This window comes from Stenotrophomonas sp. GL_111 (genome assembly GCF_057835245.1).
Genome location: NZ_CM174421.1, coordinates 129,383 through 155,374, shown reverse-complemented (window position 1 = coordinate 155,374; position 25,992 = coordinate 129,383). Strand labels below are relative to the sequence as shown.

Sequence of the window (25,992 nt, the reverse complement as noted above, 5' to 3'; positions counted from 1 at the left end):
GCGGTCGAATCAGGCCTCGTAGGCCGATTCGCCGTGCGAGGTGACATCCAGGCCGGTACGCTCGGCCTCTTCGGTCACACGCAGGCCGAACACCATGCGCACCACCAGCAGGATCACCACGGTGACCACGGCGCACCAGACGATGGTGAAGCCGACGCTGACCAGCTGCACCCAGACCTGGTGGCCGATGTCGAGATCGGCCTTGGTGCCGCCCAGCGACTGCGCGCTGAACACACCGGTGAGGATCGCACCGACGATGCCGCCGATGCCGTGCACGCCGAACACGTCGGCGGTGTCATCCACTTTCAGCAGGCGCTTGAGCCCGGTCACGCCCCATACGCAGACCACGCCGGCGACCAGGCCGATGATGATCGCGCCGAGCGGGCCGACGGTGCCGCAGGCCGGGGTGATGCCGACCAGGCCGGCCACCGCGCCGGAGGCCGCGCCCAGTGCTGAGGGCTTGCCCTTGCTGACCGCTTCAACCAGGGTCCAGCCCAGCACCGCAGCCGCGGTGGCGAGCAGGGTGTTGATGAAGGCCAGCGAGGCGACGGTATCGGCGGCCGCCGCCGAACCGGCATTGAAGCCGAACCAGCCCACCCACAGCAGCATCGCGCCGATGTAGGTGAACGGTACGTTGTGCGGTTTCAGTGCGGTCTGGCCGTAACCAATGCGCTTGCCGACGAAGTACGCGCCGACCAGGCCGGCCACGCCCGCGTTGATGTGCACCACGGTGCCGCCTGCGAAATCGATCGCGCCCATTTCACCCAGGTAGCCGCCACCCCACACGATGTGCGCCATCGGGATGTAGCTGAAGGTGAACCACAGGGCGGAGAACAGCAGCACCGCCTTGAACTTGATGCGCTCGGCGAACGCACCGACGATCAACGCGGTGGTGATGCCGGCGAAGGTCGACTGGAAGGCCACGAACAGGTAGTCCGGCAGGCCCTTGATCGGGGTGTTGCCGACCGAGTCGGGGGTGAAGCCCTTGAGGAAGGCGAATTCGGTGAACGAGCCGAAGAACGCATTGCCTTGGCTGAACACCGCGCTGTAGCCGTAGGCGACCCACAGCATCAGCACCAGCGAGAACACCACCAGGATCTGGCTGAGGATGGACAGCACGTTCTTGGAGCGCACCAGGCCGCCGTAGAACAAGGCCAGGCCCGGCACCACCATCAACAGCACCAGCAGGGTGGAGGTGAGCATCCAGGCGACATCACCGCGGTCGAACGCCGGGGCTACCGCTGCGGCGACGTCCACTGCAGCAACGGGCGCGGCGACCGGCAACGGCTCCACCGTCACTTCAGCCGACTGCACCGGGGTGACCTGCGCCTGGGCATGCGCGGTGGAGGAGAACGCACCAACGGCCAGTGCGCTGAGCAGCATCATCAGGCACACGGCATGGAACCGGGCTTGCCACCCGGTGAACAAGGAAGTCTTCATTGTGGGCTCCGAGTGGGGTTAGAGCGCGTCCGCGCCGATCTCGCCGGTGCGGATGCGGATGACCTGTTCAACGGCGGTGACGAAGATCTTGCCGTCGCCGATCTTGCCGGTGCCGGCGGCACTCTGGATGGCCTCGACCACGGCTTCCAGGCGGTCGTCGGTGACCACGGTTTCGATCTTGATCTTGGGCAGGAAATCCACGACGTACTCCGCGCCGCGATACAACTCGGTGTGGCCCTTCTGGCGGCCGAAGCCTTTGACTTCGGTCACGGTGATGCCCGACACGCCTGCGTCGGAGAGGGCCTCGCGGACCTCGTCGAGCTTGAACGGCCGGATGATGGCGGAGATCAATTTCATGCGCATATCCCGATGGTGGAAGGAACCGGCCTGCAGTCGCGGGCCGATGTCAGGTCGACCGGCAGCCATTGCACTGGCCACCGACCGTTGCGCCGAACGTTGCATGGGCCACGCCGTTGCCGACGCCCGTCAGGGGCGACGCCAGCGGTGACGCGGGAGGGAGGAAGGGCCCATGGCACGCGTCCGGTCTCTCTTGCCCCTGGTGGTACGGGTACTACCGTTGCCGCCGCAGCTCCCCAGCCGCGGAAGCGGCGGCGATGACGAAGGTGGGAGGGAGGTCCTTCGTCATCGCCACCTGTTGCTCAGTTGGCGTAGTACATCTGGTATTCCAGCGGGTGGGTGGCCGCGCGGAAGCGGGTCACTTCCTGCATCTTCAGCGCGATGTAGCCGTCGATGAAGTCATCGCTCATCACACCGCCGGCCTTGAGGAACTCGCGGTCCTTGTCCAGCGCTTCCAGGGCCTGGTCGAGCGAGGAACAGACCTGCGGGATCAGCTTCTCTTCTTCCGGCGGCAGGTCGTACAGATCCTTGTCGCTCGGTGCGCCCGGGTCGATCTGGTTCTTGATGCCATCCAGGCCGGCCATCATCAGCACGGTGAAGGTCAGGTAGCCGGACTGGATCGGATCGGGGAAACGCATTTCGATGCGGCGTGCCTTGGGGTTGGACACCCACGGAATGCGGCACGAGGCCGAGCGGTTGCGCGCCGAGTAGGCCAGCATCACCGGCGCTTCAAAGCCCGGGACCAGGCGCTTGTAGCTGTTGGTGCCGGAGTTGGCGAAGGCGTTGATCGCCTTGGCATGCTTGAAGATGCCGCCGATGTACCACAGCGCCATCTGGCTCAGGCCGCCGTAGCCGTCGCCGGAGAACAGGTTGGTGCCGCCCTTGGACAGCGACTGGTGCACGTGCATGCCGCTGCCGTTGTCGCCGACGATCGGCTTGGGCATGAAGGTGGCGGTCTTGCCATTGCGGTGAGCGACGTTCTTGATGACGTGCTTCATGCGCAGCAGTTCGTCGGCCTTCTGCACCAGGGTGCTGAACTTGGTGCCGATTTCGCACTGGCCGGCGGTGGCCACTTCGTGGTGCTGCACTTCCACTTCGATGCCGACCTGTTCGAGCGTCTTGCACATTTCAGCGCGCAGGTCGTGCAGCGAATCGGTCGGCGGAACCGGGAAATAACCGCCCTTCACCGCAGGACGGTAACCGCTGTTGGCGCCGTCGTACTTGTCACCGGTGCTCCAGGCGGCTTCTTCGGAATCGATCTTGAAGAAGGTGTGGCCCATGTCATTGGAGAAGCGGACCGAGTCGAAGATGAAGAACTCCGGCTCCGGGCCGAAGAAGGCCTGCTCGGCGATGCCGGAGGACTTCAGGTAGGCCTCTGCGCGCTTGGCGATGCCGCGCGGGCAACGGCCATACGGCTGCATGGTGGCCGGGTCGAGGATGTCGCAGCTGATCACCAGGGTCGGGTCGGCGTAGAACGGGTCGACATAGGCGCTGGACGGATCCGGCAGCAGGACCATGTCCGATTCGTTGATGCCCTTCCAGCCCGCGATCGAGCTGCCATCGAACATCTTGCCTTCTTCGAACAGCGCCGGCTCGACGATGCTCACCGGGAAGGTGACGTGCTGTTCAATACCGCGCATGTCGACGAAACGCAGGTCGATGAACTCGATCTGGTTGTCCTTGATCAGCTTCTCAACGTTTTCCACGGACATCGGTGAAACCTCGGATGGGTGATTGCGTACCTGGATACAGCAATCCCCGTGCCAACTTCTGCGATGGCCCAAGCGCTTGATTTCACACGACATGCACCCGACCGGCGGCTGAACCGGATGCACCATAAAGGTGCATTGGACGCACCGCGCACACCTTTGGTGCACTGCGCGATGTTCTATGCTTTACCGCGGCGGGCCGTCGATACGCGATGTTGAACATGGCCCGCAACCCGTTGTTCCGCCCCTGTTTCCACCCCTTGCGAGCCCCAGCATCCCGATGTCCGACCTGCTCTCCGCCCTTCTGTTGGGCATCCTCGAAGGCCTCACCGAATTCCTGCCGATCTCCAGCACCGGGCACCTGCTGATCGCCCAGCACTGGCTGGGCGCGCGCTCGGACTTCTTCAACATCGTGATCCAGGCCGGTGCGATCCTGGCGATCACGCTGGTGTTCCGCCAGCGCCTGTGGTCGCTGGCCACCGGGCTGCACGAGCGCGCCAACCGCGACTACGTGATGAAGCTGGGCGCCGCCTTCCTGGTCACCGCCGTGGTCGGCCTGCCGGTGCGGCTGGCCGGCTGGGAGCTGCCCGAGACGGTCACCCCGGTGGCCTGGGCGCTGATCATCGGCGGCATCTGGATGCTGCTGGTGGAAAGCTACAGCGCGCGCCTGCCCGACCGCGACGAGGTGACCTGGAAGGTAGCCATCCTGGTCGGCCTGGCGCAGGTGGTGGCTGGCGTGTTCCCGGGCACCTCGCGGTCGGCGGCGGCGATCTTCATCGCCATGCTGTTCGGCCTGCGCCGGCGCGCGGCCGCTACCGAGTTCGTGTTCCTGGTCGGTATCCCGACCATGTTCGCCGCCAGTGGCTATGCGTTCCTGGAGCTGGCCAAGGAGGGCAAGCTGGCCAGCGAGAACTGGACCGACGTCGGCGTGGCCTTCGTTGCCGCGGTCATCACCGGCTTCGTCGTAGTGAAGTGGCTGCTGGGCTATATCAAGTCGCACCGTTTCACCGCTTTCGCGTTCTACCGGATCGCACTCGGTGCCGCCCTGCTGCTGTGGTTGCCGGCCGGCAACTGAACGCGGCCGCGGCGCCCGTAACCCCGTTTTCAACGCCCGGGCGTTTTTCCCCGGGCTACCAAGGAGATGTACATGAAGCGCAACCTGATGCTGATCCTGCCGCTGGCCCTGATGGCCGCGTGCAGCAACCCGCAGTCGACCGCCCCCAAGGGTGGCGATGACCTGGCCCCGGCCCCGACCACCGCCACCGACCAGGCCACCGTTGCCAAGCTCGACCAGCAGCGCCTGCTGGGCAACCACTGGCTACTGGACAGCGCCACCGACGCCAGCGGCAAGCGCGTGGATGCACTGTTCGCGCGTGCCGACAAGCCGGTCACGCTGGACTTCAAGGACGGCCGCATCGCGGTCAGCAACACCTGCAACCACCTGGGCGGCGGCTACACCCTGGCCGACGGCACGCTGACGGTCTCGCCGATGGCCTCGACCATGATGGCCTGCACCGACAAGGCGCTGATGGCGCTGGACCAGGCCGTCAGCAGCCGCCTGGAAGGCGCGCTGAAGGTGGAACTGGCCGGCGAAGGCCAGCTGACCCTGCGCACCGCCGCCGGCGATGTGCTGGTGTTCAACCCGGAACCGACCGCTGAAACCCGCTACGGCGGCGAAGGCGAGACGGTGTTCATCGAAGTGGCCGCGCAGACCAAGCCCTGCTCGCATCCGCTGATCCCGAACATGCAGTGCCTGCAGACCCGCGAAGTGAAGTTCGACGACAAGGGCCTCAAGCAGGGCACCCCGGGTGAGTGGGAGAACTTCTACAGCACCATCGAGGGCTACACCCACGAAGCGGGCGTGCGCAACGTGCTGCGCGTGAAGCGCTACAAGATCGCCAACCCGCCGGCCGATGCCTCGTCCAACGCCTATGTGCTGGACATGGTGGTCGAATCGGCGAACGAGAAGAAATGAAAAACAGAAGGGCGGCCACAGGCCGCCCTTCTTCGTTGAGGCAACGCCAATCGCACACTGCCAGGGAGATCGGCATGAAGCTCGTCTGCGTCCTTGCATTGCCGCTGCTGGCCATCTGCAGCATCACCGCCCAGGCCGCCAGCACTCCCACCACCGCCCAGCTTGAGGCCCATCTGTGGCAACTCGCGCGCGCCACCGACGCGCAGGGCCGGCGTATCGACGCAATGTTTGTCAGCGGTCGGCCGCCGTACACCCTGCGCTTCCAGCCGGGCTACATGAGCCAGTTGAACCTGTGCAACTACGCGAGCAGCCAATATCGCGTGCAGGACAACCGGCTCATCCTGGAGAACGGCGTGATCACCTCCGCCGCCTGTCTGCTCGTCCAGGTTACCGAGCAGGAACGACGTGCCGGCATGCTGGTCAGTGCCCAATCGGCTCCCACGCTTGCGCTGGACGACAACGGCAGCCTGGTCCTCCACAACGTGCAGGGCGACATGCTGGTATTCACCCCGGCACCGCTGCCGGAGAAATGAGAAGGGCGGCCACAGGCCGCCCTTCGTCGTTGCCGGCATTACCTTGTCAGGCCAGCGCCGGGTTCAACGTGTAGGTGCCGTGCAGGGCCGCTTCGGCCAGCACATGGCCGTGCATCGCCCGCAGGACATCAGCGGCGGTGAACGGGCTGGGCAGCGCCAGCGTTTCCACGTCGAGCGCGAACACGCGGAAGAAATAGCGGTGCACGCGCGCGTCGTTGAACGGCGGGTACGGGCCGTCGTAGCCCAGGTACTGGCCGGCCATGTCCGGGTTGCCGGCAAACCAGCCGGTGAAATCATTCAGGCCCTGGCGCGCGCCCGTCGGACCCGCCGGGGCGGTCTTGCCCTTGACCGTGAAACCCTCGCTGCAACTGCCCGCAGCCAGCTCACGCACGCTGGCCGGGATATCGGCCATCGCCCAATGGGTGAAGTGCGCGCGCGGTTGATCGCGCGGCACGCTGCGATCCTGCCGGCCGACCGTGTCCGGCACGGTCGGTACATCCGGATCGATGCACAGCAGGGCGAACGAACGGGTGCCGGCGGGCACGTCGTCCCACGCCAGCTGCGGGTTGCGGTTGGCGGCAAAGCCATTGGCATCACCGGCGGCGAATTCCGCGGCAATCGGCTGGCCGTTGCGCAGGCTGGTACTGCTCAGATGCATGATCGGGCTCCTTATTCTTCCGGATAACCAAGGCGGACAGCGACCGGGGTGAGCAGTGCGAAGGCACTGGCCATTTCCTGGCGATACTCACGCCAGTGACCGGCGGCGAACCGCGGCGGCCCCAGCGTGGCGGCAGGCGGGAAACGCACCCCGAACAGGCCCTGCAGGTGCTCGGCCATGGTTGCCGGGTCGTTGCCGATCTCGTCGATGCGCACCAGCGCATGCGGGTACAGATCCTGCTCGTGCAGGGTAGCGACCTGCGCCAGCGCGCGCGCCAGCCATTCGGCCGCTTCCTGCAGGGAGGTCACCGCGAACGGGGCCGGGGCCCCGAAGGCGATCCAGTGCAGCAGCATGTCGCGCGGGTCGCGCAGCACCACCAGCAGGCGGCCTTCCGGCAACTGCGGGCGCAGCGCCCACAACAACGCGTTGTCCCACCACAGCAGCCAGTCGATCACGTTGGCATCGGCCAGGCCGCGCGCCGGCAGCTGGGCGTGCCAGTGCGCCACCAGCTGCTCGGGGCTGAGCTTGCCGGTCGAGAGGTCCTGCAGGGTGTGGTAACTCTGGAACGCGTCGTCGGGCGGGTTGGGCGCGAAGCGATCGCCGCGCAGCACCGGGCTGGCGGCAGCGATCGCGGCGATGACCCGCTCCACGCCCGAGCCCGGGGCGCCCCAGACGAACATCGGGCGGGCGGCGTTGTCCGCGTCGACCGTACCCAGCTCCGGCCAGCTCATCGGCGCCTTGGCCTGCGGTGGCAGCGGCAAGCGGTTCACGGCTTCGCTGGCGTGCAGCTCGGTCCAGGTGCGCAGGGCATCGCCGCGGCGGCCGGCCTGGTCCTGCACCCCGCCCAGCCAGGCACGCAGTGTGGACTGGGCGTCCGCAGGCGCGCGGTCATGGATGGCCTGCACATGCGCTACCGCGGCATCGGGATCGCGCAGCAGCAACGCCTCCACGATGTAGGTTTCGCCGCTGGCACGGCCCGGTTCGATCGCCACGATCTGTCGTGCAACCGCTTCGGCCGCCTCGGCTTCATCGGCCAGGGCATGCAGCCGCAGGCGTGCTTCCAGCGCGGGCAGATGCCCGGGCATGGCCTGCAGCCAGCGCTCCACCACGGCGACCGATTCCGGGCTGCCCACCGCTTCGATCGACAACCGTGCCAGCCACAGCTCGTGCACGGCCGGATGGTTTTCCAGGGCCGCATCGAGCACGTCGCGGGCCTGCTGTTCACGGCCCAGGCGCTGCCAGGACATCAGCAGCAGCTGCAGGGTCTGGCGGTCGGCGGGCCACTGTTCCAGCACCGGCAGCAGGTGCTCCAGCGCCTGCAGCGGCTGCCCGGACTGCAGCTCCAGCTCACCGGCCAGGCGGCGCATCGCCGGGGTATCGCCGTCGGGCTGGGCCAGTACCTGACGCATCATCGTCGCCGCGGTATCGATATTGCCCTGACGCAGCGCCAGCTGGACCAGCAGGCCGTTCAGCGCGGTCACGGCCGGGTTGAGTTCGATGACGCGGCGGAACGCCTGTTCGGCGAAGGCCAGCATCTCCTTGCCGAGGTAGGCAAAGCCCAGCGCATACAGCACGCGCGCGTCGTCGGGCAGTGCGTGGCTGGCCGCCGACAGCAGTGCCAGCGCACGGTCACCTTCGCCACGGCGCAGCGCGATCATGCCCGACAGTGCGGCCAACTCAGGATGGTCCTCGTCCACGCGCGAGGCCAGGCGGGTGATCCGCTCGGCTTCATCGACGTCATTGCGGCCCAGCGCCAGATGCGCCTGCATCAGGTAGGCCGTCAGTTCGTTGGGATTGAGCGCGGCGGTGCGGTCCAGCGCCGAACCGGCCGCCTCGATCTGGCGCAGTGCCAGCAGCAGGCCGGCGTGCTGCAGGTGCAGGTCGGCGTTGTCCGGGGCCAGCGTCAGGGCCTGCTGCAGGCTGCGCAGGGCATCGTCGAACTGACCCTGCTGCTGCAGCGACAGGGCCAGCCAGCGGTGCGCCTGCGGCTGCTCCGGCTCGGTGGTGGCCCATTCGCGGGCCAGCTGCACGGCATCATCGGCCGCGTTGCGGCGCAGGGCTTGGAGAATCTTGTCTTGCATGACGGTCCAGCGTGGGCTCAAACCCCCGATTGTAGGGTCGCGCGGGCCCGGTTGCAGGCCGATCCGGACAATTGACCGCCGCGCCGGCAGCCGCGGCCCGCTCAGCGCAGGGCTTCGATCCCCAGCCGCTGGGCCACCCAGCGCTCGGAGAAGCCGTCGCCACGCCAGTTCTCCAGGAACCCGCAATGCCCGCCCCACGGGGCGATTTCCAGGTGCGCATGCGGCGGCAGCCGCCAGCCGTTGAAGGTGGCGAAGGGAATCACCGGGTCGTCCTGCGCCATCAGGATATCGGCCGGCACGGCCAGCCCGGCCAACCGGTCACCGGCGATCGAGTAGCCGTCGAAGTAGGCCTGCAGCGATCCGAAATCGGTGTGGTGTTCGACCAGCCATGCGGTCAGTGCGCGGATGTCCAGCTTGAGCACGCGGTCGTCCCAGTCGCTGAGCTCGGGGAACAGATCGCGCTTGCGACGCAGCGAGCCGGCCCACTTGCGCCGGAAGTACCAGTCATACATCGCCGGGCCGTTCTCGATGCTCTCCATGGTGATGGCCGGGTCCAGCACCGGGCAGACCGAGGCCACCCGGCGCAGCGGCACCCCGGCCGCCGGCGCGCGCAGGGCCAGCCGCAGCACGAAGTTGCCGCCCAGCGAATACCCCGCTGCCACCAGCGGCAGCTGCGGCCAGCGCCGGGCGATGTCGCCCGCGGCCTGCACCACTTCATCGATGCGGTTGGAGTGGAAGATGCCGGGGTTGAGATGGTGGGTGTTGCCGTGGTCGCGGAAGTTCAGCCGCACCACGTCGTAGCCCTCCTCGAGCAGGCGCGCGGCGGTCATGCGCATGTAGCTGGACTCCGCACTGCCCTCCCAGCCATGCAGCAGCAGCGCCATGCCGATCGGCGCACGGCCTTCGACATGGCTGTGCCAGCCCTGCAGGCGCACGCCTTCGCCACCGTCCAGGATGACCTCGTCGGTAAGCGCGCCGGTGGCTGCCAGCAGCATCAGGCCACGCTGCATGCGCATGCGGCTGGAGCTGAGCATCGACTGCAGGTGCGGATTGCGCAGCCAGCGCGGTGGACGGTAGTCGGCAGCAGTCAACATGGGCCGCAGCCTGCTCCCGCATCCGACGCTGGCACGTGAAGGACCAGCACCGGACTACCCTGCGGACATGGCTGCCAGGATGCGCGCACGCGAGGTTTCGGCGATGCGGCGACGGCCTTCCAGGTCAAGGGTGTCGATGGGCGCCAGGAAATGCACCTCGGCGCGGCGGGCCGGTTCGCCCAGCAGGCGCAGGAAATTGGCGAAGAAGCTTTCGTTGGGACCAAACGCGACGATGGTCTGTGCGTCGCCGCGGTGACCGTAGCGCAGTGCCACCGGCTGCACCGGGACCTGGGTCTCGACGGCCGCCTGGAAGATGCGTGCATGGAACGGGCCGACTTCATGCCCGCCGCGGGTGCGGCCCTCGGGGAACACCCCGACCGCCTTGCCTTCGCGCAGCCGTACCACCATTTCCTGCATCACCCCACCGAGCGACTCGGTGTTGCCACGCTGGTGGAAGATGGTCTGGCCGCGCGCGGCGAGCCAGCCCACCACCGGCCAGCCGGCGATCTCACGCTTGGCCACGAAGCCCATCATGCGCTGGCTGTGCAGCATCGAGATATCGACCCAGCTGACGTGATTGGCCACGAACAGCACCGCGCCCGGCAGCGGCGTGCCGATCCGGTGCAGGCGGAAGCCGAAGATCCACATCAGCCCCCCCGACCAGGCATTCACCGCGGCATGTTCGAACAGGCGGTTGCCCACACGCATGCGTCCCCATGGCGGCAGCATGGCGATCAGCAGCATCGGCAGGAACAGCAGCAGGTGGACCAGCAGCAGCGGTACGCGGTACAGATAACGGCACACACGCGCCACGCCGCCACGTGAGGCCGGAGTGGGGGAAGTCATCCGCGAACGATACCCGAGCGCCGCAGGCTCTGCCAGCAGCAACCAGACAATTCGATGACAAGGCAGGGCCAACCGCCGCAGGCGATCAAGCCGGTCCCCGGCTGCGGCACAACGGCGCCATCAACAGTGCGCCGGCGCACGGTACCGGGCCGTGCAACACAGCATCCACCGGGTAGGCCGATCAGGCCGGGCGGGCGGCCGGGACCACGGCCAGGGTCAGCCGCGAAGTGCAGACCAACTTGCCGGCCTCGTCCTCGATGCGGATGTCCCAGACGTGAGTGCTGCGGCCGACATGCACCGCACGCGCGGTGCCGGTGACCACGCCACCGCGCACGGCGCGGATGTGGTTGGCGTTGATCTCCAGGCCGACGCAGACCTGCTCGCGCGTGTCCACGCACAGGTTGCCGGCGCTGCTGCCCAGGGTTTCGGCCAGCACCACCGAGGCGCCGCCATGCAGGATGCCGTAAGGCTGACGGGTGCGCGCGTCCACCGGCATGGTGGCGCTGACCCAGTCCTCGCCGGCGGCGGTGAACACAATGCCCAGGTGTTCAATCAGGGTGTTGCGGCTCAGTGCGTTGAGCTCATCGACCGATACCGGTGCGCGGAAGACCTGGGACATGCAGCAGCTCCGTGACAGACAAACAGGGTTACAGGATGGGCACAAGACCGGCGCCGAACGCGGTGAGCATGCGGACCAGCAACCACTTCGGCCCGACGTTGACCTCGGGGAAATCACCGACGGCGACGTAGCACTTGTGGAAGTTCTGGTCCTGGCGGCGTAGCGGCGTCGGGCAGTCCGGGCCAGGCTGGAACTCGTAGTCGGTGGCGTAGCGCCAGGGCCAGAAATCCAGCACCGGCAGCGCTTCGGACGCCTTGCCGACGCTGTAGTTCAGGCCCGACAGCACCGGCGGTTTGGCGGCCGGTGCCACGACCCAGGAATTCTGCGGGTGGATGTCGCGCAGGATACTTTGCGCCAGCGCTTCGGCGAACACCGGGTCATCGATGATCACCGCGCCTTCGGTGTTGTAGTTCTCGCTGCGCGGATCGAAGTTGTGCGTGCCGATCACACCGATGCGGCGGTCCACCACCAGCGATTTTGCATGCAGGCCCATGCGTGCGCCGGTGCGGGTAACCGGCAACGGCTTGTTGACGGCCTTGGTGCCAAGGAACGAGGGCCGGGTTTCGGCACGCAGCACGCGGCGCTCGACTTCGCTGCCATCGGTACTGCGGCGCCGGCCACTGGCGCTGTTCTGGCCGGCGTTGCCGCGGCGCGGTGCACGCTCGACGCGTGCGTCGGGGTCGTTGCTGGCAGTGCTGCTGCCACTGCCGCCACTGCTGCCACTGCCACGCGCATTGCTGCCCGCGGCACTGCCACCGAGCAGGCTGCTGCGCCGGCCCTGCGCCATCGGCGCTTCACCCAGCGGGGCGGGCAGCAGGTTGCGGTAGTCCACCGGCGCATCCAGCGGGAACGGCTTGAACTCGTAGATGTTGAAGCCGAGCTCGCGCAGGTTGCGCCGCTTGTACTTGTAGGACAGCGCATACACGATCGGATTGTCGGTGGCGGCCAGGCTGTTGCTGGAGACCACGACACGCGGCGGATTCTCGCGCTTGCGCAGGTCGCGGAACAGCTGCCGCGCCGGCTTGGACAGCACCAGGTACGGGGTCTGCAGGATCACTTCGGTCTGCGCACCGGCGATCAGCGAATCCAGCTGCGGCTCGGTGACATGCTGGCCGTTGGCCGGCTGGCTGGCGCGCTCGCGACGGTGCTTGCGCGGCAGGTCGGCCACGTAGCGCACCGACGCCACCGGCAGCGCGGTATCAACGAAGGTGCGGGTGATGTAGTCCGGATCGTTGGCCTCTTCGCTGACCCGTTCCACCCGTTCCGGGCGCCGGTAGATGGCGGGCGGCATCGTGGGCGCGCCCTGACGCAGCAGGGTGCGGCCGACATCGTTGAGACGTTCGGCCGGCACGCTGCGCGGCGCACGCCAGAACGCGTCGAAGTTGGCGGCCATCTCGCGTGCTTCCGGGCCGGCGACCAGTACGTCACGGTCGCGGAAGTTGTATTCGCTGTCCCAGTCGTAATAGTCGTCCTGGTAGTTGCGCCCGCCCACGACACCGAGCGCATCGTCGATCACCAGCAGCTTGTTGTGCATGCGCTGGTTGAAACGGCGGAAGCAGCACAGCACGCTGCCGGCATAGTCGAAGTAGTTCAGCCGCGCCTTGCCGAAGGTCGGGTTGTACACGCGCAGCTCGAAGTTCTGGTGGCTGCTGGCCAGCGCGCCCAGGATCTCCAGGTCGGAGATCGCCGACAACTGGTCGATCAGCAGCCGCACCTTGACCCCGCGCCGCGCCGACGCCAGCAGCTCGTCCAGGATCAGCCGGGCGCTGTCGTCCTTGTCGAAGATGTAGGTCTGCAGGTCGATGCTGCGGGTGGCGCTGCGGATCAGGTTCAGCCGCGCGACCAGCGATACCTCGCCCTCGTCGATGATGGTGGCGTAGTGGCGCGGCACGGTTTCGGTGGATTCGCTGAAGGCACGCCCGCCCAGCGCGCGCAGCGGCGAATCCAGCGCGCAGCGGTCCGGCCGGTCGCAGTCGACCACGGTCGAGCGCGCCTGCACGGCGATGCCGACGGCGCGTTCGCGTTGCGCATTGCTCAGCGACGCACAGCCGCTGCCCAGCAACAGCGTTGCCAGCATCAATACCCGCAGCAATGGATTCACGGTTTCGGCGCCTCACTTAGACGCGCTCGCAATACGAAGGTCACTCGATCACTCAAGGCTAGCTGCCAGCTATCCATCCCATACCGGCCACGCTGCACGGTACCGCGGCTGACGACGTCGCAATCATACCCGGCCCGGGGGCACTCCGCCGGTTCCACCCGCAGGGTCTCCGGATGGCTGACCCCGCGCAGGATCAACCGCCCCTGTACCCCACCGCCCTTGTCGACCACATCGGGCCAGTAGGGCTGTGAGTCGAACTCGACCACCGGGTAGCGGCCGGAATCGAAGAACTCCTCGCCGCGCATCCAGCCGGTGTAGCGCGACTTGCCAGGGATCTCCACGTAGCGGGTGAACATCCGCAGGTGGACCTGGTGGCGGCCGTCGGACAGGACATCGATGCGCCCTTCAAAGCGCGGGAACACACCTTCGATGCGCTGCCCCAGCCGGGTGCGGATCTCAAAACCGAAGCGCGAACGCGCGGTGTCGAACTCCAGCACCTGGTGGATGGTCGGTGCCGGTGCCGTGACCGGCACCGACGGTTCCGCCCCGGCACCGGCCGGGGCCAGCACCAGCAGAGCGCCCAGCAGCGCACGTACTACTGCCACAGGCTACGGCCACCAGAAGGCGGTCAGGGTGGCCACGCCAGGTTCGATGCTGGCTTCACGGTCGAAGGCCAGCACCGCGATCCCGCCCGGCGGCATGCCGCGGTAATCGCTGCTGGTGCCTTCGCTCATCAGCGCCACGAGCTGTTCCAGGCCCGGGTTGTGGCCCACCACCAGCAGGCGGTCGACATCGCGGCGGGCGTCGATCAGCCCCATCAAGGTGCCGGGGGTGGCGTCGTAGACCGCATCCTCCAGCCGCTTTTCGACGAAGCCGGTAATGCCGAGCACGGCCTCCAGGGTCTCGCGGGTACGCCGCGACGGCGAGCACAGCACGCAGTCGGGCAACAGGTTGTTTTCCTTCAGCCAGCGGCCGGCGGCCTCGGCTTCGGCCAGTCCAACCGGCGACAACGGCCGGTCCAGATCGGCCTGGCCGGTGCTGGCGGTTTCGGCATGGGCATGACGCAGCAATATCAGTTCTCGCATGGGCTCTCTCGTGTCAGGCTTTCTTCAGCCACTTCAACAGTGGCTCCCAGTCACTCTGGTGTTCGCGCACCTGCGCGGAGCGGTAATCGAACAGGCTGCGTCCCAGCCCGACCATCACCACGTAACTCTGGCTGTCGCGCAACTGCGCGACAACGTCATACGGCCATTCGCCCAGCATCTGGATGGCCTGCTGGGAGGTCTGGGTCCATGGCTTGGTGCGGTTGAGCACCAGCCCGACCGGCAGCGCCCGGCGGTGCACACGCGGCACCTTGGCCAGGCTGTTGAGGAAACCGACGATGGCCTCGATATCCAGCGCCGAGGGCAGCACCGGCACCACCACGGCATCGGCCACCTCCAGGAAATGGCCAAGATCGTCGGCCAATGCACCGGCCGGCGCGTCGATGATGACGTCATCGGTGCCTTCCGGGATCAGCTTCTCCCAGGCCTTCTTGCGGTACACATCGACCGGCAGCACGGCGCTTTCCAGCACCGCGCGGCGTTGCGCCCAGCGGGTACTGGAGCCTTGCGGGTCGGCATCGGCCAGCACGGTCCTGCGGCCGTCCAACGCGGCATGCGCCGCCAGGTGGGTGGCGACGGTGGTCTTGCCCACCCCACCTTTGGAACCGGCTACCAGGATCGTCTTCATGCCAGCCTCGCTTCCGGGGAACGTCACCGCAGCGTACACCGGCATCCGTGACGGAGATAGTCGCAGCGCTGAACTGCCTGCGAGGGGTGGGGCTTTGCTATCGTGCGCGATCCAATGGACTGCAAGCCGGTATGAGCGAGTTACAGGACCTCAGTGCGCTGATCCGCGCCAACACCCCGTTGATCGTGATCGAAACCCAGGACGAGGGTCGGATCGTCGACCTGTTCCGGCAAACCCTGATGCATGTGTGGCGGGCGCTGCACCGCTGGTCGATCACCGAAGGCCTGCGCCGGATCGACATGGACCGCGAGGACGATCCGGTCGGCCCGCCCGATGCCAGTTCGGCCCTGCAGATGATCCGCCAGGCCGAACAGCGCGGCATCTACCTGCTGCTCGATTTCCATCCCTACCTGGGCTATGCCAGCCACCAGCGCGCCCTGCGCGACCTGATCCAGCGCCGCCATTGCCAGGAGCATGTGCTGGTGCTGATCGGGGCCAAGGTCGAGCTGCCCGGTGAACTGGAAGCCCTGGCCACCCGGTTCAATCCGCGCCTGCCCGACCCCAACGCGCTGCTGAAGATGCTGCGCGAGGAGGCCGCCGCCTATGCCCGCGAAAATGGCGGGCGCCGGGTTGAAGTGGACAACGAGGCGGTCAAGAAGATCCTGCACAACCTGCGTGGATTGAGCATGGTCGATGCGCGCCGGATCGCGCGCCAGCTGATCTTCGCCGACGGCGCGCTCAGCCAGGACGACCTGCCGCAGCTGGCCCGGTTGAAGTTCGAACTGCTCAACCGCGCCGGCCACCTGCACTACGAATACGACACCACGCGCTTTGCCGATGTGGCCGGGGCCAACCGCCTCAAGCGCTGGGTCAACCAGCGCCGGCCGGTATTCCTGGGCGGTCAAGGCCCCGCCGGGCTGGACCCGCCCAAGGGCATGCTGCTGCTGGGCGTGCAGGGCTGCGGCAAATCGATGCTGGCCAAGGCCACGGCTGCCGGCTTCGGGGTGCCGCTGCTGCGGCTGGATTTCGGCAGCCTGTACGACAAGTACCACGGCGAGACCGAGAAGAACCTGCGCGAGGCGTTGGCCTCGGCCGAGCAGCTGGCGCCGTGCGTGCTGTGGATCGATGAGATCGAGAAGGGCCTGGCCAGTGGCGGTGAGGATGGCGGTGTATCGCGGCGCGTGCTCGGCCACCTGCTGACCTGGCTGGCCGAACGCAAGAGCAACGTGTTCATCGTGGCCACCGCCAACCAGGTGCATGAACTGCCGGCCGAGCTGCTGCGCAAGGGCCGCTTCGACGAGATCTTCTTCGTCGACCTGCCCGATGCCAACACCCGGGTCGAACTGCTGCGGCTGCACCTGGGCCGTCGCCAGCTCAACGCCGATGATTTCGCCCTGCCCGCGCTGGCTGCCGCCAGCGATGGCTTCTCGGGTGCGGAGATCGAACAGGCGGTGGTGGCCGGTTTGTATGCCGCGCACGCCGAGGAGCGCAGCCTGGATACCGAGCTGCTGATGCAGGAGATCCGCGGCAGCCGGCCGCTGTCGGTGCTGATGGCCGAACAGGTCGGCGCGCTGCGCGAGTGGGCACGCGGACGCACCGTCAGCGCGGACGGCTGACGCGGCCCTGCCCAGGGCAGCCGTGCAACACGGCCGCCCGCGTGGCTTAGGGCCAGGCCGGTGGCTTGCTGGCCCAGGCCTGCTGGACCTCGGCCAACGTGGCGCGCTCGCTGTCGCGCCAACTGGGCAGCAGCTGCGCATAGCGGTCGGTGCCGCTCCACAACTGGGGTTCGGTGCGCACGGCCGCGGCATACCACTGCACCGCCTCGTCCTTGCGCCCGAGCGTCCACAGCGCCAGTGCATAGGTCGGCGGTACCCACGAAGGGTTGCCACGCAGACCCGCCTGGGCGCTGTGCCACTGCGCCAGCGCGAGCTCGGCCTCACCTGCGCGGAACAGGTCCCAAGCGTAGTTCCAGCGCACCATACGACCGGGCGCTGTGCTTGCCGCCGCGCTGCCCAGCGCCTCCTGGTACAAGGTACGGCCCAGTTCCGGACGGCCCTGCGCCATGGCCACACCGGCCAGCTGCACGGTGGCTTCCAGCATCTTGCGGCCGCGCTCGCGCTGCCGCATCAACTGGTCAACCAGGTCACTGCCCTCACCCGGCACCACCACCACGGGTGCGGCGGCACTGTCGTTGTCGAAGTAGAACTCCTGCAGGGCTGGCAACGCCTGCGCGGCCGCCCCGAACACCGTCATTCCCGCGGCCAGAACCACACCGGCCAGCATTTGTCTTGCCACTGCCATGCAAACTCCCCCAGGTTGTCACAACAACCCTCCCTCACCTGATCCTAACCCCAGCGCGCGCCCCGGCGCGAGTCCCTGACGGGCCTTGCAGGCACCACTGTTACAATCCGCGCCTCTTCCGGCCGCGCCTGGCGCGGCCCTGCCAGCCGTCTTTCCGGGCCAGCCATGACCAGTACCGCCGAACTCACCTCGCCGTCTTCCGCCAACCTGCCTGCTGCCGGTGGCCTGGACGATGGCTATACGCTGGACCACAAGTACACCCGTACCGATGGCCGCATCTATCTGAGCGGTGTGCAGGCGCTGGTCCGGTTGCCGCTGATGCAGCGGCTGCGCGACGAGGCCGCCGGGCTGGATACCGCCGGTTTCATCAGCGGCTACCGGGGCAGCCCGCTGGGCGGCTTCGACCTGGAGCTGTGGCGCGCACGCCAGCACCTGGACGCGGCCAAGGTGAAGTTCACCCCCGGCCTCAACGAAGACCTCGGCGCGACCATGGTCTGGGGTACCCAGCAGACCAACCTGTTCCCGGGCGCCAAGGTCCAGGGCGTGTACGGCATGTGGTACGGCAAGGGCCCGGGCGTGGACCGCTGCGGCGATGTGTTCAAGCATGCCAACGCGGCCGGCACCTCGGTGCATGGCGGCGTGCTGGCGCTGGCCGCCGATGACCACGCCTGCCGCAGTTCGACCCTGCCGCATGGCAGCGAGGATGAGTTCGTCAGCGCGATGATGCCGGTGCTCAATCCGGCCGGTGTGCAGGACATCCTCGACATGGGCCTGCTGGGCTGGGCGATGAGCCGCTACACCGGGCGCTGGATCGGCTTCAAGACGATTGCCGAAACCGTCGAGTCCTCCGCCTCGGTGCAGATCGATCCGTTCGCGCGGAAGATCCTGCTGCCCGAAGACTTCGAGATGCCGGCCGGCGGCCTCAACATCCGCTGGCCCGACCCGCCGCTGGACCAGGAGATGCGCCTGCACCGCTATGCGGTCAAGGCCGCGCAGGCCTTCGCGCGCGTCAACGGTATCGACCGCATCGTGATGGATTCCCCGCGCGCACGGCTGGGCATCGTCACCACCGGCAAGAGCTACCTGGACGTGCTGCAGGCGCTGGAATACCTGGGCCTGGACGAGCAGGCCTGCGCCGACATCGGTATCCGCGTGTACAAGGTCGGCATGACCTGGCCGCTGGAGCCGGTGGGCATCGCACGCTTTGCCGAAGGCCTGGAAGACATCGTGGTGGTGGAGGAGAAGCGCGCCTTCATCGAGCGCCAGATGAAGGAACAGTTCTACAACTGGCCGGCCAGCGCCGGCCCGCGTCCGTCGATCGTGGGCAAGTACGACGAGGCGGGGACCTGGATCCTGCCGTCCACCAACGAACTCACCCCCGCCACCATCGCCGGGGTGATCGGCCGTCGCATCCAGCGTTTCTTCACCAATGAATCCATTGAACAGCGCCTGCGCTGGATGGATGAGAAGGAAGCCGAGCTTGCGCTGCCGCGCGCCAGCTTCCCGCGCGTGCCGCACTACTGCTCGGGCTGCCCGCACAACACCTCCACCCGCGTGCCGGAAGGTTCGCGTGCGCTGGGCGGCATCGGTTGCCATTACATGGTCACCTGGATGGACCGCAGCACCGACACCTTCACCCACATGGGCGGCGAAGGCGTGACCTGGGCCGGGCAGGCCGCGTTCACCGATACCGAACACGTGTTCCAGAACCTGGGCGACGGCACCTATTTCCACAGTGGCTCGCTGGCGATCCGTCAGGCGATCGCCGCTGGTGTGAACATCACCTACAAGATCCTCTACAACGACGCGGTGGCGATGACCGGCGGGCAGCCGGTGGACGGCACCCTGACGGTGCCGCAGATCGCCCATCAGATGCGCGCCGAAGGGGTGCAGACGATCGTGCTGGTCAGCGATGAGATCGGCAAGTGGAACAAGCGTGAGCTGTTCCCGGAAGGTGTGGCGTTCCACGACCGTGCCGAGCTCGACGCGGTGCAGAAGCAGCTGCGCGAAGTGAAGGGCACCAGCATCCTGATCTACGAACAGACCTGCGCCACCGAGAAGCGCCGCCGTCGCAAGCGCGGCAAGCTGGTCGATCCGCCCAAGCGCGTGGTGGTCAATTCCCTGGTCTGCGAAGGCTGCGGCGACTGCGGGCAGAAGAGTTTCTGCGTGTCGGTGCTGCCCAAGGAAACCGAGTTCGGGCGCAAGCGCGACATCGACCAGTCCAACTGCAACAAGGACTACAGCTGCACCACCGGGTTCTGCCCGAGCTTCGTCACCGTGCACGGTGGCAAGCTGCGCAAGGGTGAACGCAGTTCCAGGACGGCGCTGCTGGACAACCTGCCGGCGCCGACCTTCCGCACCACGCTGGAACAGCCCTGGAACATCCTGATCACCGGCGTCGGTGGCACCGGCGTGGTCACCATCGGCGCGCTGCTGGGCATGGCCGGACACCTGGAGGGCAAGGGCGCCAGCGTGCTCGACCAGACCGGCCTGGCCCAGAAGGGCGGCGCGGTCACCACCCATATCCGCATCGCGCGCACACCCGAAGACATCCATGCGGTGCGCATCGCCGCCGGTGAAGCCGACCTGGTGGTGGGCTGCGACATGGTGGTGGTCAACGACTACTGGGCGCTGTCCAAGGTGCGCGCGGAGCGTTCGCAGGTGGTGCTCAATACCTACGAGGCGATGCCGGGCACCTTCACCACGCGCCCGGACATGCAGTTCCCGGCGGCCGACATCATCGCCGGCATCCGCGTGGCGCTGGGCGGGCGCGAGCCCATGCTGCTCGATGCCACCCAGCTGGCCACCGCGCTGCTCGGCGATGCGATCGCCTCCAACCTGTTCATCCTCGGCTATGCGTGGCAGCAGGGGCTGGTGCCGATCTCGTTCGAGGCGCTGATGCGCGCGGTCGAGCTCAACGGCGCGGCCGTGCAGATGAACCAGCAGGCGTTCGCCTGGGGGCGTCTGGCCGCGGTCGATCCGCAGGCCGTGCAGCAGGCCGCCGGGCTGGTCCGCAATGGCCACACCGATGCCGAGCGCACGCCGGGCCCGCTGCATGACCTGCCGCCGGGCGAGTGGGAAGGCAACGAATGGGGTGCCAACGCCGCCCCCCGCGACACCGGCGACGAGCGCGAGCTGCGTGGTCTGCCCGGCCACGGCGGCGGCGCCGATGTGGCGTTCCTGCCGCTGGATGATGAGCGCCTGTCGCGTTCGCTGGATGAAATGATCGAACGCCGCGTGCGCTTCCTCACCGACTACCAGGACAGCGCCTACGCTGCGCGCTACCGGCAGCTGGTGGACACGGTGCGCGCGGTGGAATGGGACAAGGCCGGCAGCACCGCCCTGACCGAGACCGTGGCGCGCTACTACTTCAAGCTGCTGGCCTACAAGGACGAGTACGAAGTGGCGCGGCTGTATACCAGCGGCGAGTTCCAGCGCCGCCTGCAGCAGCAGTTCGAGGGCGATTTCCAGGTGCGCTTCCACCTGGCGCCGCCGTTGTTCGCCAAAAAAGATGAGCAGGGCCGCCTGATCAAGCAGGAGTACGGGCCGTGGATGCTCAAGGCCTTCGGTCTGCTGGCCAAGCTGAAGTTCCTGCGCGGCGGCACCTTCGACGTGTTCGGCCGCACCGCTGAACGTCGCGGCGAGCGCCAGCTGATCACCGACTATGCGCAGACCGTGGCACTGCTGCTGGATGGTCTGGACGATGACCGGGTGGCCCTGGCGGTGGAGATCGCCAGCATCCCCGAGCACATCCGCGGCTACGGGCACGTCAAGGAAGCGCACCTGCACAAGGCCAAGGCCCGCGAGGCCACGCTGCTGGCGCAGTGGCGCAACCCGAAGGCGCTGCACATCGTGCAGGTGGCGTGAGGTCGGCGAACGCTTACATTTGGGCCATGATGCCCTCAAGACTCCCGCCGACCTGGGTCAGGTGATCCGGCAGCGCCGCAAGGCACTGGGCTGGGACCAGGCACGCCTGGCCTACGAGACCGGCGTCAGCCGGCAGTGGGTGATCGACATCGAGAAGGGCAAGCCCCGCGCGGAACTGCAGTTGGTGCTGCGGGTGATGAATGTGCTGGGGATTCCGTTGACCGCCACCGTGGGCCCACGCAGGGCCCAGCGCGCCACATCGGCACGACCGGGCAGCTGTCATACGCACAGATTCTTGAGCTTGCCCGGCAGGGGCTGCCACCGACACCCTCCACCGCACCGCTGACGGTGCATGAGTCGCCTGCCGACTACGCCATCAAGCCGAAGAAGGCACCGTGATGCTGCTGCGGGAAGAAGGTATCGATCACCCACTGCTGACGACGCTGGTGCAGGAAATCGAAAGCAGCTGCGAGCGCTGCCTGCGTCAATTCAACAGCCCCGCCTGATCACCCCCGCCGCCACACCCGCAACCGGTTGTTGGCCGGCATCGCCACATCCTCGATCAACACCAGCCCCTGTGCCGCCGCAAGCGCATCCACCGCTTCGGCATCGCGGATGCCCGAATCGGGATCGCGCGCCTTCAGCCAGGCATCGAACTGGCGGTTGCTGTCGCTGCTGAAGTCGCCTCCGTAATTGAACGGGCCGTAGATGCACAGCAGCGCGTTGTCCGCCATCACCGCTGGCAGGCCGGCGAACAGGGCCTGCACGTGCGCCCAGCTCATGATGTGCAGGGTGTTGGCACTGAACACCGCATCGAAGTCCCGTGGCGGGTCGGGCAGCGGTGCCAATCCTGGCACCGGCGACAGCACGGCCTGGAGCGGCCACGGTGCGGGTGCATTGGGCAGCGCGGCCTCGGCCAGGCGCTCGGCGATGCCGGGCAGGTAGTCGGGGTGGTCGCTGGCCTGCCACTGCAGGTGCGGCAGTTCGGCGGCGAAGTACGCCGCGTGCTGGCCGGTGCCACTGCCGATTTCCAGGACACGGTGGCAATCACGCAGCTGCTCGCGCAGTACCGCCAGGATCGGCGCGCGGTTGCGTTCGCAGGCCTCGGACCAGCGCTGTTGGCTCATGTGCCACCCCAGATGAATTCGACAGCGCCCATCCAACCATGACCGCAGTCACTTGTGCCACTGCCGGGCGCGAACGAAAGTCGATGACTTGTCCACTGCCGTTGGCCCACCGCCGACGACCGTACCCGGGGAATCGCAAGCTGTGCAACGCCGTGAGTTTCTGACGCTGTCTGGAATGGGCCTGGCTGGCCTGATGCTGCCGCACTCCCGCCTGATCGCCGCCGAGCAGCTGCTCGAGCCCGGCGACGTGGGCCGCAAGAAGGCGTTGGCCGAGGCCGCGCTGGGCACCGCCAAGCGCCTGGGTGCCAGCTACTGCGACGTGCGCATCGGGCGCTACCTCAACCAGTCGGTGATCACCCGCGAGGCGCAGGTACAGAACGTCACCAACCGCGAATCGTCGGGCATCGGCATCCGCGTGATCGTCAACGGGGCCTGGGGCTTTGCCGCCACCCACCAGCAGACCCCGGCGGCGGTGAAGGCCGCCGTGGAACAGGCCGCTGCCATCGCCCGGGCCAACGCCGGCATCCAGACCCGCCCGGTGCAGCTGGCCCCGGTGCAGGGCGTGGGGGAGGTCAGCTGGAAGACCCCGATCCGCACCAACGCCATGGCCGTGCCGATCCAGGACAAGGTCGAGCTGCTGCTCAGCCTGAATGCCGCCGCGCTCAACGCCGGCGCCAACTTCATCAATTCCACCCTGTTCCTGGTCAACGAGCAGAAGTACTTCGCCTCCAGCGACGGCTCGTTCATCGACCAGGACATCCACCGCATCTGGCTGCCCTTCACCGCCACGGCGATCGACAAGGCCAGCGGCAAGTTCCGCACCCGCGCCGGGCTGTCCTCGCCGATGGGCATGGGCTACGAATTCCTCGACGGCAACCCCAGCGGCAAGATCGCCCTGCCCGGTGGCATCACCGCCTACCGCGATTCCTATGACCCGGTGGAAGACGCCATCGCCGCCGCCCGGCATGCCCGCGAGAAACTCAAAGCGCCGTCGGTGAAGCCGGGCAAGTACGACCTGGTGCTGGACCCCTCCAACCTGTTCCTGACCATCCACGAGAACGTCGGCCACCCGTTGGAGCTGGACCGCGTGCTCGGCTACGAAGCCAACTACGCAGGCACCAGCTTCGCCACGCTGGACAAGCGCGACGCCGGCTACCGCTGGGGCAGCGAGCGGGTGAACTTCTTCGCCGACAAGACCGCCCCGGGCAGCCTCGGTGCGGTCGGCTACGACGATGAAGGGGTCAAGACCAAGCGCTGGGACCTGGTCCGCGACGGCATCCTGGTGAACTACCAGGCCACCCGCGACGAGGTGCATCTGCTTGGCGAAACCGAATCGCACGGCTGCAGCTATGCCGATTCGTGGTCCAGCGTGCAGTTCCAGCGCATGGCCAACGTGTCGCTGGCACCGGGCAAGGCGCCGCTGAGCGTGTCCGACATGATCAAGGACGTGGAGAACGGCATCTACATCCACGGCCGCGGCTCGTACTCGATCGACCAGCAGCGCTTCAACGCGCAGTTCGGTGGCCAGCTGTACTACCAGATCAAGAATGGCCAGATCGCCGGCATGGTCGAGGATGCGGCGTACCAGATCCGTACGCCGGAATTCTGGAATGCGTGCAGTGCGATCTGCGATGAACGCGATTTCCGTTTCGGCGGTTCGTTCTTCGACGGCAAGGGTCAGCCGGGCCAGGTCTCGGCGGTGTCGCACGGTTCGTCCACCACCCGCTTCGATGGCATCAACATCATCAACACCGCGCGGAGCCTGGGATGAGTACCGCCCAATCCGCCGGTATCGCCCCACCACCGCACCCCAGGCGCAGCCGCCGGGACCGGGAGTTCCACCCTGCGGCTGCCGTGATGTCGACGTGTCCCTGCCACCCCCACACCGACGTGGAGAGCTGCCTTGCAACGACGTGACTTCCTTGCCCTCACCGGGCTTACCGCAGGCGGCCTGATTGTGCCGTCCTTCTTCGGCAAGGCGATCGCCGCCGAGCAGCTGCACAGCACGCTGGACCTGGGGCTGAAGAAGCGCCTGGCCGATGCGGCGCTGGCCGCCGCCCGCCAGGCCGGCGCCACCTACTGCGATGTGCGCATCGGGCGCTACCTGCGCCAGTTCGTGATCACCCGCGAGGACAAGGTGCAGAACGTGGTCAACACCGAATCCACCGGTGTGGGCATCCGCGTGATCGTCAACGGCGCCTGGGGCTTTGCCGCCACCAACCAGCTGGGCACCGCCGATGTGGCCCGCGCCGCGCAGCAGGCGGCGGCCATCGCCAAGGCCAACGCCGGCGTGCAGACCACGCCGGTGCAGCTGGCCGCCGCGCCGGGCGTGGGTGAGGTGAGCTGGAAGACTCCGATCCGCAAGAACGCGATGGATGTGCCGATCAAGGAAAAGGTCGAACTGCTGCTGGACGTCAACGCCGCCGCACTCGCCGCCGGGGCAAGCTTCGTCAATTCGATGCTGTTCCTGGTCAACGAACAGAAGTACTTCGCCTCCACCGATGGCTCCTACATCGACCAGGACGTGCACCGGATCTGGGCGCCGATGACGATCACCGCGATCGACAAGGCCAGTGGCAAGTTCCGCACCCGCGAAGGCCTGTCCTCGCCGATGGGCATGGGCTACGAGTACATGGACGGTGCCGCGGCCGGCAAGGTGCTCACCCCCAATGGCGTGGTCAACTACAGCTCTTCCTACGACATGAAGGAAGATGCGATTGCCGCGGCCAAGCAGGCGCAGGAGAAGCTCAAGGCACCGTCGGTGAAGCCGGGCAAGTACGATCTGATCCTGGACCCGTCGCACACCTGGCTGACCATCCACGAATCGATCGGCCATCCGCTGGAACTGGACCGCGTGCTCGGCTACGAAGCCAACTACGCCGGCACCAGCTTCGCCACGCTGGACAAGCGCGAACAGCACTTCCAGTACGGCAGCGACAAGGTCAACATCTTCGCCGACAAGACCCAGCCGGGCAGCCTCGGCGCGGTGGCCTACGACGATGAAGGCGTCAAGACCAAGCGCTGGGACCTGATCAGCGACGGCAAGCTGGTGGATTACCAGACCATCCGCGACCAGGCCCACATCCTGGGCAAGACCGCCTCCGACGGCTGCTGCTATGCCGACTCGTGGTCCAGCGTGCAGTTCCAGCGCATGGCCAACGTATCGATGGCCCCGGGCAAGACCCCGCTCAGCGTGGCCGACATGGTCAAGGACGTCGAGAACGGCATCTACATCATCGGCGACGGCTCGTTCTCCATCGACCAGCAGCGCTACAACGCGCAGTTCGGCGGCCAGCTGTTCTATGAAATCAAGAACGGCAAGATCACCCGCATGCTCGAGGACGTGGCCTACCAGATCCGCACGCCGGAGTTCTGGAACGCCTGCAGCGCCGTGGCCGATGAGCGCGACTACCGCCTCGGCGGGTCGTTCTTCGACGGCAAGGGCCAGCCGGGCCAGGTCTCGGCGGTTTCGCATGGTTCGTCCACCGCGCGCTTCAACGGCATCAACGTCATCAACACCGCACGCAGCCTCGGCTGACCGGTCAGGAGCCCC

The 25,992-nt window shown here is 67.3% G+C and carries 22 protein-coding genes; 8 read left to right on the top strand and 14 right to left on the bottom strand.

All coding sequences use genetic code 11. The features are described 5' to 3' along the window. Positions 1 to 9: 9 nt before the first annotated feature. The 3 genes from amt to glnA form a co-directional block, all read right to left on the bottom strand. Positions 10 to 1,440 carry an ammonium transporter gene (amt, locus tag AC3IPM_RS00640; RefSeq protein WP_489302004.1) on the bottom strand — a complete coding sequence of 477 codons (1,431 nt, stop codon included), beginning with the start codon at positions 1,438 to 1,440 and terminating at the stop codon, positions 10 to 12. An 18-nt stretch (positions 1,441 to 1,458) separates the two neighbouring features. After that, positions 1,459 to 1,797, bottom strand: coding sequence for a P-II family nitrogen regulator (locus tag AC3IPM_RS00635; protein WP_489302003.1), 339 nt, complete (start codon positions 1,795 to 1,797; stop codon positions 1,459 to 1,461). Positions 1,798 to 2,099: 302 nt separating this feature from the next. Next, positions 2,100 to 3,509, bottom strand: coding sequence for a type I glutamate--ammonia ligase (gene glnA, locus AC3IPM_RS00630; protein ID WP_489302002.1), 1,410 nt, complete (start codon positions 3,507 to 3,509; stop codon positions 2,100 to 2,102). A gap of 277 nt (positions 3,510 to 3,786) precedes the next feature. On the opposite strand from glnA, the gene AC3IPM_RS00625 reads away from it, so the two are divergent. From AC3IPM_RS00625 to AC3IPM_RS00615, 3 genes are all read left to right on the top strand, one after another. Next, positions 3,787 to 4,581 carry an undecaprenyl-diphosphate phosphatase gene (locus AC3IPM_RS00625; protein WP_489302001.1) on the top strand — a complete coding sequence of 265 codons (795 nt, stop codon included), beginning with the start codon at positions 3,787 to 3,789 and terminating at the stop codon, positions 4,579 to 4,581. A 72-nt stretch (positions 4,582 to 4,653) separates the two neighbouring features. Beyond that, positions 4,654 to 5,481, top strand: coding sequence for a DUF4377 domain-containing protein (locus AC3IPM_RS00620; protein ID WP_489302000.1), 828 nt, complete (start codon positions 4,654 to 4,656; stop codon positions 5,479 to 5,481). A gap of 74 nt (positions 5,482 to 5,555) precedes the next feature. Then, positions 5,556 to 6,014: an META domain-containing protein gene (locus AC3IPM_RS00615; RefSeq protein WP_489301999.1), complete on the top strand. Its 459-nt coding sequence runs from the start codon at positions 5,556 to 5,558 to the stop codon at positions 6,012 to 6,014. 46 nt (positions 6,015 to 6,060) lie between these two features. Here the strand turns inward: AC3IPM_RS00615 and AC3IPM_RS00610 are convergent, their stop codons facing one another. The 9 genes from AC3IPM_RS00610 to AC3IPM_RS00570 form a co-directional block, all read right to left on the bottom strand. Beyond that, entirely contained in the window at positions 6,061 to 6,672 is a 612-nt protein-coding gene (locus AC3IPM_RS00610; RefSeq protein WP_489301998.1) for a YbhB/YbcL family Raf kinase inhibitor-like protein, read from the bottom strand. Between the two features lie 11 nt (positions 6,673 to 6,683). Then, positions 6,684 to 8,753 carry a tetratricopeptide repeat protein gene (locus AC3IPM_RS00605; RefSeq protein ID WP_489301997.1) on the bottom strand — a complete coding sequence of 690 codons (2,070 nt, stop codon included), beginning with the start codon at positions 8,751 to 8,753 and terminating at the stop codon, positions 6,684 to 6,686. 101 nt (positions 8,754 to 8,854) lie between these two features. After that, positions 8,855 to 9,844, bottom strand: a complete 990-nt coding sequence (locus AC3IPM_RS00600; protein WP_489304240.1) for a YheT family hydrolase — start codon at positions 9,842 to 9,844, stop codon at positions 8,855 to 8,857. 57 nt (positions 9,845 to 9,901) lie between these two features. Further along, entirely contained in the window at positions 9,902 to 10,693 is a 792-nt protein-coding gene (locus AC3IPM_RS00595; protein WP_489301996.1) for a lysophospholipid acyltransferase family protein, read from the bottom strand. Positions 10,694 to 10,874: 181 nt separating this feature from the next. Next, complete coding sequence (locus tag AC3IPM_RS00590) at positions 10,875 to 11,312, bottom strand: hotdog fold thioesterase (RefSeq protein ID WP_489301995.1); 438 nt, start codon at positions 11,310 to 11,312, stop codon at positions 10,875 to 10,877. Between the two features lie 28 nt (positions 11,313 to 11,340). Beyond that, positions 11,341 to 13,413, bottom strand: coding sequence for a phospholipase D family protein (locus AC3IPM_RS00585; protein WP_489301994.1), 2,073 nt, complete (start codon positions 13,411 to 13,413; stop codon positions 11,341 to 11,343). Next, positions 13,410 to 13,946, bottom strand: coding sequence for a YceI family protein (locus AC3IPM_RS00580; protein WP_489304238.1), 537 nt, complete (start codon positions 13,944 to 13,946; stop codon positions 13,410 to 13,412). Before AC3IPM_RS00580 ends, AC3IPM_RS00585 begins: the two co-directional genes overlap by 4 nt. 75 nt (positions 13,947 to 14,021) lie before the next feature. Beyond that, positions 14,022 to 14,498 (bottom strand): SixA phosphatase family protein, encoded by a 477-nt coding sequence (locus AC3IPM_RS00575; RefSeq protein ID WP_489301993.1) that lies wholly within the window; start codon positions 14,496 to 14,498, stop codon positions 14,022 to 14,024. 13 nt (positions 14,499 to 14,511) lie between these two features. Then, positions 14,512 to 15,144, bottom strand: coding sequence for a nucleotide-binding protein (locus tag AC3IPM_RS00570; RefSeq protein WP_489301992.1), 633 nt, complete (start codon positions 15,142 to 15,144; stop codon positions 14,512 to 14,514). Between the two features lie 131 nt (positions 15,145 to 15,275). Between AC3IPM_RS00570 and AC3IPM_RS00565 the strand changes: the two genes are divergently transcribed. After that, on the top strand, positions 15,276 to 16,760 hold the full coding sequence (locus AC3IPM_RS00565) for an AAA family ATPase (RefSeq protein ID WP_489301991.1): 1,485 nt from the start codon (positions 15,276 to 15,278) through the stop codon (positions 16,758 to 16,760). Positions 16,761 to 16,806: 46 nt separating this feature from the next. Here the strand turns inward: AC3IPM_RS00565 and AC3IPM_RS00560 are convergent, their stop codons facing one another. Further along, the gene (locus AC3IPM_RS00560) at positions 16,807 to 17,445 is read right to left on the bottom strand and encodes a tetratricopeptide repeat protein (protein WP_489301990.1); all 639 of its coding nucleotides are present in this window, start codon (positions 17,443 to 17,445) and stop codon (positions 16,807 to 16,809) included. 165 nt (positions 17,446 to 17,610) lie between these two features. Between AC3IPM_RS00560 and AC3IPM_RS00555 the strand changes: the two genes are divergently transcribed. Beyond that, complete coding sequence (locus AC3IPM_RS00555; protein WP_489301989.1) at positions 17,611 to 21,312, top strand: indolepyruvate ferredoxin oxidoreductase family protein; 3,702 nt, start codon at positions 17,611 to 17,613, stop codon at positions 21,310 to 21,312. 61 nt (positions 21,313 to 21,373) lie between these two features. After that, complete coding sequence (locus AC3IPM_RS00550; RefSeq protein WP_489304236.1) at positions 21,374 to 21,658, top strand: helix-turn-helix transcriptional regulator; 285 nt, start codon at positions 21,374 to 21,376, stop codon at positions 21,656 to 21,658. 160 nt (positions 21,659 to 21,818) lie between these two features. On the opposite strand, the gene AC3IPM_RS00545 is transcribed toward AC3IPM_RS00550, so the two are convergent. Next, entirely contained in the window at positions 21,819 to 22,439 is a 621-nt protein-coding gene (locus AC3IPM_RS00545; protein WP_489301988.1) for a DUF938 domain-containing protein, read from the bottom strand. Positions 22,440 to 22,581: 142 nt separating this feature from the next. On the opposite strand from AC3IPM_RS00545, the gene AC3IPM_RS00540 reads away from it, so the two are divergent. Then, positions 22,582 to 24,210, top strand: coding sequence for a TldD/PmbA family protein (locus AC3IPM_RS00540; protein WP_489301987.1), 1,629 nt, complete (start codon positions 22,582 to 22,584; stop codon positions 24,208 to 24,210). A 132-nt stretch (positions 24,211 to 24,342) separates the two neighbouring features. After that, positions 24,343 to 25,977 carry a TldD/PmbA family protein gene (locus AC3IPM_RS00535; protein WP_489301986.1) on the top strand — a complete coding sequence of 545 codons (1,635 nt, stop codon included), beginning with the start codon at positions 24,343 to 24,345 and terminating at the stop codon, positions 25,975 to 25,977. The last annotated feature ends 15 nt before the right edge of the window (positions 25,978 to 25,992 follow it).

What these genes read in the sequence shown, in the direction of transcription:
- AC3IPM_RS00605 (WP_489301997.1), bottom strand. Translation starts at nt 8,753, where the DNA reads ATGCAAGACAAGATTCTCCAAGCCCTGCGCCGCAACGCGGCCGATGAT.
- AC3IPM_RS00565 (WP_489301991.1), top strand. Translation starts at nt 15,276, where the DNA reads ATGAGCGAGTTACAGGACCTCAGTGCGCTGATCCGCGCCAACACCCCG.
- AC3IPM_RS00625 (WP_489302001.1), top strand. Translation starts at nt 3,787, where the DNA reads ATGTCCGACCTGCTCTCCGCCCTTCTGTTGGGCATCCTCGAAGGCCTC.
- AC3IPM_RS00615 (WP_489301999.1), top strand. Translation starts at nt 5,556, where the DNA reads ATGAAGCTCGTCTGCGTCCTTGCATTGCCGCTGCTGGCCATCTGCAGC.
- AC3IPM_RS00595 (WP_489301996.1), bottom strand. Translation starts at nt 10,693, where the DNA reads ATGACTTCCCCCACTCCGGCCTCACGTGGCGGCGTGGCGCGTGTGTGC.
- amt (WP_489302004.1), bottom strand. Translation starts at nt 1,440, where the DNA reads ATGAAGACTTCCTTGTTCACCGGGTGGCAAGCCCGGTTCCATGCCGTG.
- AC3IPM_RS00570 (WP_489301992.1), bottom strand. Translation starts at nt 15,144, where the DNA reads ATGAAGACGATCCTGGTAGCCGGTTCCAAAGGTGGGGTGGGCAAGACC.
- AC3IPM_RS00545 (WP_489301988.1), bottom strand. Translation starts at nt 22,439, where the DNA reads ATGAGCCAACAGCGCTGGTCCGAGGCCTGCGAACGCAACCGCGCGCCG.
- AC3IPM_RS00575 (WP_489301993.1), bottom strand. Translation starts at nt 14,498, where the DNA reads ATGCGAGAACTGATATTGCTGCGTCATGCCCATGCCGAAACCGCCAGC.
- AC3IPM_RS00560 (WP_489301990.1), bottom strand. Translation starts at nt 17,445, where the DNA reads ATGGCAGTGGCAAGACAAATGCTGGCCGGTGTGGTTCTGGCCGCGGGA.
- AC3IPM_RS00590 (WP_489301995.1), bottom strand. Translation starts at nt 11,312, where the DNA reads ATGTCCCAGGTCTTCCGCGCACCGGTATCGGTCGATGAGCTCAACGCA.
- AC3IPM_RS00555 (WP_489301989.1), top strand. Translation starts at nt 17,611, where the DNA reads ATGACCAGTACCGCCGAACTCACCTCGCCGTCTTCCGCCAACCTGCCT.
- AC3IPM_RS00620 (WP_489302000.1), top strand. Translation starts at nt 4,654, where the DNA reads ATGAAGCGCAACCTGATGCTGATCCTGCCGCTGGCCCTGATGGCCGCG.
- glnA (WP_489302002.1), bottom strand. Translation starts at nt 3,509, where the DNA reads ATGTCCGTGGAAAACGTTGAGAAGCTGATCAAGGACAACCAGATCGAG.
- AC3IPM_RS00635 (WP_489302003.1), bottom strand. Translation starts at nt 1,797, where the DNA reads ATGAAATTGATCTCCGCCATCATCCGGCCGTTCAAGCTCGACGAGGTC.
- AC3IPM_RS00610 (WP_489301998.1), bottom strand. Translation starts at nt 6,672, where the DNA reads ATGCATCTGAGCAGTACCAGCCTGCGCAACGGCCAGCCGATTGCCGCG.